This window comes from Streptosporangium minutum (genome assembly GCF_002149035.1).
Classification (GTDB): Bacteria; Actinomycetota; Actinomycetes; order Streptosporangiales; family Streptosporangiaceae; genus Streptosporangium; species Streptosporangium minutum.
In genome coordinates this window covers 20,898-30,709 of sequence record NZ_NGFP01000101.1, presented here as the reverse complement: position 1 = coordinate 30,709, position 9,812 = coordinate 20,898, and the positions used below count along the sequence as shown (strand labels likewise).

At 71.5% G+C, this 9,812-nt stretch carries 11 protein-coding genes; 6 read left to right on the top strand and 5 right to left on the bottom strand.

The annotated features are described in order from the left end of the window. The coding region (locus CA984_RS21870; protein WP_242676091.1) for a 5-deoxy-glucuronate isomerase at nucleotides 1-474 on the top strand (474 nt) is incomplete at its 5' end. 159 nt (nucleotides 475-633) lie between these two features. Here the strand turns inward: CA984_RS21870 and CA984_RS21865 are convergent. After that, nucleotides 634-1,770 (bottom strand): MFS transporter, encoded by a 1,137-nt coding sequence (locus CA984_RS21865; RefSeq protein WP_242676090.1) that lies wholly within the window; start codon nucleotides 1,768-1,770, stop codon nucleotides 634-636. 137 nt (nucleotides 1,771-1,907) lie between these two features. Between CA984_RS21865 and CA984_RS21860 the strand changes: the two genes are divergently transcribed. Beyond that, nucleotides 1,908-2,759: a DUF1707 domain-containing protein gene (locus tag CA984_RS21860; RefSeq protein ID WP_165781357.1), complete on the top strand. Its 852-nt coding sequence runs from the start codon at nucleotides 1,908-1,910 to the stop codon at nucleotides 2,757-2,759. Between the two features lie 30 nt (nucleotides 2,760-2,789). Here the strand turns inward: CA984_RS21860 and glpX are convergent, their stop codons facing one another. Then, nucleotides 2,790-3,824 (bottom strand): class II fructose-bisphosphatase, encoded by a 1,035-nt coding sequence (gene glpX, locus CA984_RS21855; RefSeq protein ID WP_086575280.1) that lies wholly within the window; start codon nucleotides 3,822-3,824, stop codon nucleotides 2,790-2,792. Nucleotides 3,825-3,908: 84 nt separating this feature from the next. Between glpX and CA984_RS21850 the strand changes: the two genes are divergently transcribed. Beyond that, the gene (locus tag CA984_RS21850) at nucleotides 3,909-4,514 is read left to right on the top strand and encodes a TetR/AcrR family transcriptional regulator (RefSeq protein ID WP_086575291.1); all 606 of its coding nucleotides are present in this window, start codon (nucleotides 3,909-3,911) and stop codon (nucleotides 4,512-4,514) included. 38 nt (nucleotides 4,515-4,552) lie between these two features. Beyond that, complete coding sequence (locus CA984_RS21845; protein ID WP_086575278.1) at nucleotides 4,553-5,104, top strand: DUF4245 domain-containing protein; 552 nt, start codon at nucleotides 4,553-4,555, stop codon at nucleotides 5,102-5,104. A gap of 151 nt (nucleotides 5,105-5,255) precedes the next feature. Here CA984_RS21845 and CA984_RS21840 read toward each other — a convergent pair whose 3' ends face one another. Continuing rightward, nucleotides 5,256-5,486 (bottom strand): exodeoxyribonuclease VII small subunit, encoded by a 231-nt coding sequence (locus CA984_RS21840; protein ID WP_165781356.1) that lies wholly within the window; start codon nucleotides 5,484-5,486, stop codon nucleotides 5,256-5,258. Nucleotides 5,487-5,828: 342 nt separating this feature from the next. Between CA984_RS21840 and CA984_RS21835 the strand changes: the two genes are divergently transcribed. After that, nucleotides 5,829-6,305 (top strand): GNAT family N-acetyltransferase, encoded by a 477-nt coding sequence (locus CA984_RS21835; protein WP_086575274.1) that lies wholly within the window; start codon nucleotides 5,829-5,831, stop codon nucleotides 6,303-6,305. Here CA984_RS21835 and xseA read toward each other — a convergent pair. After that, nucleotides 6,283-7,491: an exodeoxyribonuclease VII large subunit gene (gene xseA / locus CA984_RS21830; RefSeq protein WP_086575272.1), complete on the bottom strand. Its 1,209-nt coding sequence runs from the start codon at nucleotides 7,489-7,491 to the stop codon at nucleotides 6,283-6,285. The two genes, CA984_RS21835 and xseA, sit on opposite strands and share 23 nt — an antisense overlap. A 27-nt stretch (nucleotides 7,492-7,518) precedes the next feature. Then, a complete protein-coding gene (locus CA984_RS21825) occupies nucleotides 7,519-8,676 on the bottom strand; it encodes a hypothetical protein (protein WP_086575270.1) in 1,158 nt (385 codons plus the stop codon). Between the two features lie 109 nt (nucleotides 8,677-8,785). Between CA984_RS21825 and CA984_RS21820 the strand changes: the two genes are divergently transcribed. Further along, nucleotides 8,786-9,754 (top strand): 4-hydroxy-3-methylbut-2-enyl diphosphate reductase, encoded by a 969-nt coding sequence (locus CA984_RS21820; protein WP_086575268.1) that lies wholly within the window; start codon nucleotides 8,786-8,788, stop codon nucleotides 9,752-9,754. Nucleotides 9,755-9,812 lie beyond the last annotated feature (58 nt).

The following is a 9,812-nucleotide window of genomic DNA, read 5'->3' as shown; positions in this document are numbered from 1 at the left end:
GTCGAAGGCGTCCGGGGCGCAGAAGTTGTTGACCTGGCGGCTGGCCTGGCCGGCGCCGCGCACCTCGACCGGGACCTCGCGCGCCGGACCGTACCGGACCGGGAAACTCCTGCTCGCCCCGGCGGCAACTGGTCGTCCTACCCGCCGCACAAGCACGACACCGCCTCCGAGCACGAGGCCGTACTGGAGGAGATCTACTACTTCGAGGGCGGCCCCGGCTACCAGCGGGTCTACGGCACCCACGACACGCTGGCCGAGGTGTCGGGCGGAGACGTGGTGCTGGTCCCGCACGGCTACCACGGCCCGTCGATGGCGGCCCCCGGCTACGACCTGTACTACCTCAACGTGCTGGCCGGGCCCGCCCCCCAGCGGTCCATGGCCTTCTGCGACGACCCCCGGCACGGCTGGATCCGCTCCTCCTGGGCGGAGCAGGCGGTCGACCCCCGGCTCCCCATGACGAAGGCGTGGCGTTGACCTCCTCCCGGGACTGAAACCCGGGTTCTCCGCGCCGTCCGGGTTCCCCGCGCCGGAGGCATCCGATCGGCGCTCGGCGTGCCCGACGAGGTGGCCCGGGCCCGCCGACGTGCCGGAGGCGCGGCGGGCCTGTTTCCTCGGCGGGCGGGCCCGGCGCCCCTACCTCTGCGCGGTGAGCTCCGGATCCGGCTGGAAGCCCCTGGCCAGCGGCACGATCAGGGCCACCACGACGGCGGCGGGCACGAACGCCATCCGCGCGTCCACTGTGTCGTTAATGGTGCCGACCACGGCCGCGCCGACGAGGAAGCCGACGTAGTTGAACATGTTGACGCGCGCGATCGCCGTCTCTGCCCCGGCGCCGAGACGGCCGGCCGCCGAGAACGACTGCGGCGCGATGATCGACAGGCCGAGGCCGATCAGGCCGAACGACAGGACGGCCACCAGGACGCCGGGGGCGACGACGACGCCGAGCGTGCCCACGACCGCGATCACCGCGCCCACGCGGACGACCGGGGCCGGGCCGTACCTGCGCACCGCGAAGTCCCCCGGGACCCGCGCGAGGAGCATGGCCGCCTGGTAGACGAGGTAGGCGAAGGGCACCAGCCAGCCGCTGGCCGACAGCGCGCTCTCCATGTAGACGGTGCCGTAGTTGGAGACCGCCGCGTCGCCGACGTAGAGGAACGCCATCGCCAGGCAGAGCGGGATGATCGGCCGCCACGGCACCCTGGCCGCCGGCTGCGCGTTCCGCGCCGTCGCCCGCTCCCCGTCCCGGTCGTAGAGCAGGGGAAGCATGATCACTGAGATCGCGGCACCGATGGCCACCGGGATGGAGAACGACCAGCCCAGGTCCGTACCGAGCGCGGTGAAGGCGGAGTTGAATCCGGCGCCCAGCATCGAGCCGACGCTCCACACGGCGTGGAAACCGGTCAGCACGCTCATGCCGTAGCGGCGCTCGACCGCGACGGCCTGCATGTTCATCGCCGCGTCCACCGCCCCGACGAACAGCCCGAACACGGCGCTGAGCGCGTACAGCCCGGCGAGCCCGCTGTTCCATCCGGACAGGGCCACGACGGCGCAGACGCCGAGCTGGGAGATCCGCAGGACCGGGCCGCTGCCGTACCGCGCGGCCAGGGGGGCGGCCACGACGCTCCCGACGCCGGCGATCACCGGCACGAGCAGCAGGACGAGGGTGAGGTCGCCGTCGCTCAGCCCGAACCTGTGCTGCAGGTCGATCACATGGGTGAGCAGGGTGGCGAAACAGAGACCCTGGACGAAGAAGGCGGCCCAGGTCGCCACTCGTGCTTGTCTGTCGCGTGGGGTCGGCACTACGACCTCCGGAGAACATGAGGGGGGTTCAAGTTCTCGTCAGGGTAGGGGCGCCGTCTCCGCCGGTCAATGGCCGGTCACCCGGGCCCGCGCGTCAGGGTGCCCGGGTGAGGACGGGAGCCGACCGGAGGCTCCGCGGCCAGGTGACCCGGGCGCTGGGCAGAGCGGTGGAGTCCGGCGAGTTCCGCGCGGGCATCGACCCCGAGGCCCACGCCGACCGGCTGATCGCCATGATGGACGGCCCGCGGAACCAGTGGCCCCCGGCCCCGACCGGGTCGACACGGCGGCCGTCTTCCGCGGCTGCGTCGACGACCTCGTCGCGCCGCTACGGCCCCGGGAGCGATTATCGTCGAAGGGTGGACAGTTTCCCGCCCCCGTCGACCCGCAACTCCGCGCGCCCCCCGCGCCCCGGCGAACTGCGTGCCGGAGACGCCGACCGGGACCGGGTGGCCGCCGTGCTGAGCGACGCGCTCGCCGACGGCCGTCTGGACCACGGCGAGCACGAGGAACGGCTCCAGGCGCTCTACCGGGCCCGCACGCTGGGCGAGCTCACCGCGCTGACCGCCGACCTGCTCCCGCCGGAGGCCCAGCCGCTGCGGACCGACGACGGCCCGGTGATGGCCTTCTTCGGCTCGCAGGAGCGCTCGGGCCGCTGGGTGGTGCCCACCCGCTTCTCCGCCACCGCGATCTGCGCCAACGTCACGCTCGACCTGCGCGAAGCACTGCTCCAGTCCGGCCACGTGACCCTTCAGGTCACGGTGATGGCCGCGACCCTCACGCTGATCGTCCCGGAGGGCGTCCGGATCGAGATGCCCGCCTCCGCCATCATGGGAGGCAAGAAGAACCAGGTCCCGCCCTCGCCCGACGGCCCGGTCATCGAGATCACCGGGCTCGTCACCCTGGGCAGCATCGTCGCCAAGTCGCCCAAACGTCCCCGCCGGCCGTGGTTCCGCCGCTGAACCGCGGCACCACGGGCGGCGCCGGGCGGCTCAGCTCGCGTTGTCGAAGTTGATCGCGCTGTAGGCGCGCAGCTTCCAGAGCTGGTGCTCGCTCTCGATCTTGCGGATCGTGCCGGAACGGCCCCGCATGACCAGGGAGCTGGTGACGGCGTGGCCGCCGCGGTAGCGGACGCCCTGCATCAGCTCGCCGTCGGTGATCCCGCTGGCCGCGAAGAACACGTCGTCGGAGCGGACCAGGTCGTCGGTGCTCAGCGTGGCGTCCAGGTCGAGGCCGGCGTCCAGTGCCCGGCGGCGCTCGGCGTCGTCCTGCGGCCAGAGCCTGCCCTGGATGACGCCGCCCAGGCACTTGAGCGCGCAGGCGGCGATGATGCCCTCGGGCGTGCCGCCGATGCCGAGCATCAGATCGACGCCGGTGCCCGCGCGGGCGGCCATGATCGCTCCGGCCACGTCGCCGTCGGTGATGAGCTTGATCCGCGCGCCGGCCTCGCGGATCTCCCTGATGATCTTCTCGTGCCGGGGCCGGTCGAGGATGACCACGGTCACGTCCGAGGGCTCGCCCCCCTTGGCGCGCGCCACCGCGGAGATGTTGTCGGCCACCGGAGCGTTGATGTCCACCGAACCGGCGGCCTCGGGGCCGGTGACCAGCTTGTCCATGTAGAAGACGGCCGACGGGTCGTACATCGAGCCGCGCTCGCTGACCGCGATGACCGAGATCCCGTTGGGCATGCCCAGCGCGGTGAGCCGGGTGCCGTCGATCGGGTCCACGGCCACGTCGCACTCGGCGCCGCTGCCGTCCCCGACATGCTCGCCGTTGTAGAGCATCGGCGCGTTGTCCTTCTCGCCCTCGCCGATCACCACCACACCGTTCATCGAGACCGTGTTGATCAGCTGGCGCATCGCGTTCACCGCGGCGCCGTCGGCGCCGTTCTTGTCGCCGCGCCCGACCCAGCGGGCCGCGGCCATCGCCGCCGCCTCGGTGACCCTGACCAGTTCGAGGGCGAGGTTGCGATCAGGTGCGTGTGCGCCCGTGGCGAGCGCGGCAGGTACGGACGTCTGATCGGACATGACGAGGAGCCCCTCTCGTGGATTACTGCAACGATCGTAGTTGCACCCTTCTTGCCGGATGGCGCGGGATAATGTGTGCACACCATGAGTAGCGACACGGAACGGCTGGTGACAGGCGTGACTGCACGGACCTCCGAGCGGGGTGCCGCCACGCGCGTCGCACTTCTCACAGCGGCCAGGGAGATCTTCGTCACAAGCGGCTTCGCGGAGGCCGGTGTCACCGAGGTGGTCTCCCGCGCCGGGGCGAGCGTCGGCAGTCTCTACCATCACTTCTCCGGCAAGGCCGACCTCTACCTGACGCTCTTCGAGGACTTCCAGACCCGGCAGACCCAGCGGACCAAGCAGGCGGTCCAGGAGGCCCGCGCCGGGGGCGAGACCGACCCGATGCGGCTGTTCATCGCCGGCGCACGCGCCTACCTGGAGGGCTGCCTGGCCGAGCGCGAGCTCGCCGCGCTCTTCCTGCGCGGTGACGGGCCGCCCGGGTTCGAGGTCATCATGCGCGACCGGCTCCGCCAGTGGGCCAAGCGCAACGCCGCCCTGTTCGAGGGCGACGAGGGCGCGCTGGTCGTGGTCCTCACCGGCGCGCTCGCCGCCGCCGTCTCCGAGGTCGCCCTGTCCGAGGACGAAGACGCCTCCCGCACCCTCGCCGAGGGCGTGCTGGGCATCATCGGCCAGATCAGACGCCCCTGAGGCCGGACCGCGCCCCCGAGCGACTAGTCTCGACAGTCGTGGAACGGTTCACTCAGGGTTTCTACGGCTACGCGGTCGCGATGCTGGTCTGCCTCGCCGGCGTCGGCGTCTTCCTGCTGGTCACGCCGCAGAGCAGGACCGAGCACCTCCCCAAGGTCGACTTCTCGATCGACGTGGCCAACATGCGCCGCGACGCGCCCTACGAGGTGTGGTCGCCGGAGCCGGCGCCCGCCGGATGGGTCCCGACGAGCTCACGGATGACCAAGGAGAAGGGCGCGGTGACCTGGAGGCTCGGCTTCGCCACCGCCAAGCGCCCCGAAGCCGCCACGCGCTCCCACGCGATGCTCGTCCAGAGCGACGAGAAGCCGGCGGCCGAGTTCGCCAACCGGATGGCCAACACCAGCGAGGTCACCGGCAGCATCCAGATCAACGGCGTGACCTGGGAGCAGCGCCTCCGCAAGGACAAGGACCAGCGCTCCCTCGTCCGGCTCCTGCCCGACGCCACGGTCGTCGTCACCGGCACCGCCCCGTGGGAGGAGCTGTCCGTCCTGGCCGGATCCCTCAAGCAGCAGGTGAAAGCCGCCTCCTGACCGGGAGACGGCCGCCTCCGGACGCTCCCGTGGCCGTCACGCTGAAGTCGCCTCCCGGCACGGGCGCTGGCCGATCAGCGGGAGTCGCCTCCCGGCACGGGCGCTGGCCGATCGGCGGGAGAGAGCCGCCCGTCGGCCGCGGTCCGGCCGGTCAGAAAGGCGCGTCTCCGGCGGGGTCGGGCTGCCGGCGCTGCGCCATGGCGGCGGCGAGCTTCACCCGGGCGCCCTGAAGCCACTCCTCGCACAGCGACGCCAGCTTCTCGCCGCGCTCCCACAGCTCGATCGACTGCTCCAGCGTGAGACCGCCCGCCTCCAGACGGCGGACCACCTCGGTCAGCTCCTCGCGTGCCTGCTCATACGACGGTGTCTTCTCATCGGCCACATCCACCACCCTAGAGGGCGCCGCCGGGGAACGCTCCGGACCGCGGGCCTGGGAAACTACATGGTTGACTTCTTCCCCACGGCTGAAGCCGGGGGATTCCAGCCCTCGCGGGTTGGATCTTCCTGCTTCACGGGCGATTGCCGTTCCGGTCAAGGCGAGGGACGGGGAACCGTCCAACGGTCTTACATAGCCTCCACAGGCTTCACATCTCGCCAGCCCGGCGATAGGTCCAGTGGTTTGGTTATCACCGCTGGACGAGTTGAACCTACCAAACCCCGCGGCACCGTGCCGCGTTTCCTCCCCACGCCTAAAAGCGGGGGTCTCCACGCTGAAAGGATTCAGATGAGTGTCCGCGCCGCGAGCCACGACGACATCCCCGAGCTGCTCCGCCTGCGTGAGATCCTGGCCGACCGGATGGCCCAGGACGGCAGCTACCCGGTCGACGGCGACTGGCGGCAGGCCTACGCCGACAGCCTCGTGGAGCGGCTGGGCAGCGACGACACGGCCGTCTACGTGGTGGACGCCCTCAGCGGGGGGCTGGCCGCCTGCGGGATGGGCCTCATCTTCGAGCGCTTCCCCGGCCCCAGCCTCCCCGACGGCCGCTACGGCTACATCCAGGGCATGACCACCGACCCCGGCCACCGGCGCCGGGGACACAGCCGGGCGATCATGTCCAGGCTCATGGAGTGGTATCGCGGCAGCAGGATCCACCGCGTGGACCTGCACGCCACGTCGGACGGCGAGCCGCTCTACCGCGAGTTCGGCTTCGTCGACGACGGCCACCACTACCCCTCGCTCACCTGGCGGAATCCCTCCTGACCGTCACCCGGTCGTCGGGGAAGCGGACCGTCAGCTCGTCGCCGGGGGCGACGTCGGCCGCCCGCCGTACGACGTCGCCCGTGGGGCGCTGCACGATCGCGTAGCCGCGCTCCAGGGTGGCGGCGGGGGACAGGGACACCAGGCGGGCCCGCAGGTGCTCCAGGGAGTCCTGGGCGCGGTCCAGGGAGCCGGTCAGCGAGCGCCTCGCCCGGTCCCTGAGCTGCTCGGCCTGCTCGGCCCTGCGCTCGATCTCACGGACCGGGTCGGCCAGCGAGGGGCGGGAACGGACCGCGGTCAGCCACGCCGTCTCACGCTCCAGCCACCCGCCCGCCACCCGCCGGCCCCGATCACGGAGCTGGCGGATGAGCGTGAGCTGCTCGCCGACGTCCGGCACGACCTTCTTGGCGGCGTCCGTGGGGGTGGAGGCCCGTACGTCGGCGACCAGGTCGAGCAGCGGGTTGTCCTGCTCGTGACCGATCGCGCTGACCACCGGGGTCCGGCACGCGGCCACCGCCCGGACCAGCGCCTCGTCGGAGAAGGGCAGCAGGTCCTCCATCGACCCGCCGCCCCGCGCGATCACGATGACGTCGACCTCGCCGTCCGCGTCGAACTTCCGCAGAGCCTCGCCGACCTCGGTGACCGCGTACGGCCCCTGCACGGCCACCGGCTCGACCTTGAAGCGCACCGCGGGCCAGCGCCGCCGCGAGTTCTCCAGCACGTCGCGCTCGGCGGCCGAGTCACGGCCGCAGATCAACCCGATCGTGCCGGGCAGGAACGGCAGCCGCCGCTTGCGGTCGACTCCGAAGAGCCCCTCGGCGGCGAGCACCTGGCGCAGCCGTTCCAGCCGGGCCAGCAGCTCGCCGACGCCGACCGGCCGCATCTCCAGCGCGGTGAACGCGAACGAGCCCTTGTTGACCCAGAAGTCCGGCTTCAGATGCATGACGACCCGGGCGCCGTCCACCGGCCGGGGGACGGTCGCCTCGTAGACGCCACGGGGGCAGGTGACCCGGGCGGACACGTTGGCCACGGGATCACGCAACGTCAGGAACACCGTGCCGCCGCGAGCGGTCAGCTCGGTGATCTGCCCCTCCACCCAGACGGTGCCGAGCTTGCCGATCCAGCCGCCGACCATCTGCAGCACCGTGCGGACAGGGAGCGGCTGTTCCGGAGTGGTCTTCGAGCTCATGGTCGGGAGCCTACGCGCCGGCTGCCGCTATTCCGCCGCTTCCAGCTTGGCCAGCCGGTTCTCGTACATCCGCACGACCTCCGCGCGGACGGTGGTGGCCCGCTCGTAGGCGAGGAACTCCCGGATCTGCCCGGCCGTCTTGCCGCGCATCCGGGCGCGCAGGGACGCGACCGTCAGCTGGCCGTAGCCGGGCATCGGCTCGGCGGGTACGGTGACCGCCCCGACCGGCTCGGCCACCGGAGCGGCGACCTTGGTCTCGGTGACCTCGACCAGTGCGGCGTCGGACGCCTCGGGCTTGGCGGTCTTGACCTCGGTGACCTCGACTTTCACGGCCGCGGGCGCGGGGATCCCGGCCTGGGTGGCCTTGGCGGTCTTTGCGACCTTGGCCGGCTCGCTTTCGGCCGGCTTGGTCTCGGCCACGGCGGGCTTGGCCTCCGGCTTGGCGGTCTCGGCGGCCCTGGTCTCGGTCGCCTTGGCTACGGCGGTCTCGGCGAGCTTGGTCTCGGTGACCTCGGTCTCGGTCGTCTCGGCTACGGCGGGCTTGGCGGTCTCGGCGGCCCTGGTCTCGGTGACCTTGGCCTCGGTCGTCTCGGCTACGACGGGCTTGGTCTCGGAGGGCTTGGCCTCGGTCGGTTCGGTCTCCGGCTTGGCGGTCTCGGCGGTCTTGGCCCCGGTCGCCTTGGCGGGCTCGTTCCCGGCCGGCTTCGCCTCGGCTACGGCCGGCTTGGCCTCGGCTACGGCGGGCTTGGCCTCGGGTGCGGCGGGCGCGGGTCCGGTGGCGGTCTTCGGCTTGGCGGGGGCGAAGATGACCGGCTCGGGGCGGGGCCTGGCGCCGTTGGCCTCGGACCTGTCCTCCTTGGGGGAGGCGCTCTCCGGGCGCGGGGCGAAGATGACCGGCTCGCGCCGGACCGGCTTCTCGGCGACCTTCTCCTCCGCCTTCTCGCCCTTGGCGAGCTCGTCGGCGGTCTTCGGGCGGGTCTCGTCGGTGTCCTCGTCCTGCCCGGCGATGCGCTTGATCGTGGTCCGCATGCGGTCGCCGATCAGGAGGGCCTGGCCGACCCCGCTCAGCGCGGACTGCAGCACGTAGAGCGGCAGCTCCTTCGCCTTCTCTTTGAACCCCTCGCGGCTGGAAAGCGCCTCGCGGACATTTCTGGTGACATTGCGGACGATGTCGGGGACTGCCATGTCGTCTCCCTGGGAGGTCTGTTTTAGGCGTCTAGTCTCGCAAGACTGTGCCGTATGAGGTCATAGGACGCGTGGGCGGCCCAGCGGACACTCCACGTAGCATAAGAACATGACTTCAAAGACCCCCGCGACCCGACGCGTACTTGTGGCTAGGCCCCGTGGCTACTGCGCGGGGGTCGATCGAGCGGTCCAAGCCGTGGAGAAGGCGCTGGAGCAGTACGGCGCGCCGATCTACGTCCGTAAGCAGATCGTCCACAACACCCATGTGGTCAGGACCCTTGAGGCGCGTGGAGCGATCTTCGTCGAGGAGACCGAGGAGGTCCCCGAAGGCGCCATCGTGGTCTTCTCCGCCCACGGAGTCTCCCCGGCCGTCCACCGGGAGGCCGCCCAGCGCAGCCTCAGGACGATCGACGCCACCTGCCCGCTGGTGACCAAGGTGCACAACGAGGCCAAGCGCTTCGCCTCCCAGGACTACGACATCCTGCTCATCGGCCACGAGGGCCACGAGGAGGTCGAGGGCACCGCGGGCGAGGCGCCCGACCACATCCAGCTCGTCGACGGCCTCGACTCGGTCGCCGCCGTCCAGGTGAAGGACCCCAGCCGGCTGGTGTGGCTGTCGCAGACCACGCTGTCGGTGGACGAGACGGTCGAGACGGTCTCCCGGCTCAAGGAGCGCTTCCCGAACCTCATCGATCCGCCGAGCGACGACATCTGCTACGCCACCCAGAACCGCCAGGTCGCGGTGAAGGAGATCGCCGCCCAGGCCCAGCTCGTCATCGTCGTCGGCTCGGAGAACTCCTCCAACTCCAAGCGACTGGTCGAGGTCGCCGTCGACCACGGGGCCGACGCCTCCTACCTGGTCGACGACGCCTCGCTCATCAAGGACGAGTGGCTCGACGGGGTCACCACGGTCGGCGTGACGAGCGGCGCCTCGGTCCCCGACGAGCTCGTCTCCGAGGTACTGGCCCGCCTCGCCGCGCACGGCTTCGACGACGTCGAAGAGGTCGAGTCGGTCGAGGAGAACGTCCGCTTCGCCCTCCCGCACGAGCTCCGCAAGGACCTGCGCGCCACCGTCTGACCCGGCGCCCGGCCGTACGGCGGCGCCGGACGCCGCCGTACGGTGACCGGCGCCGCCG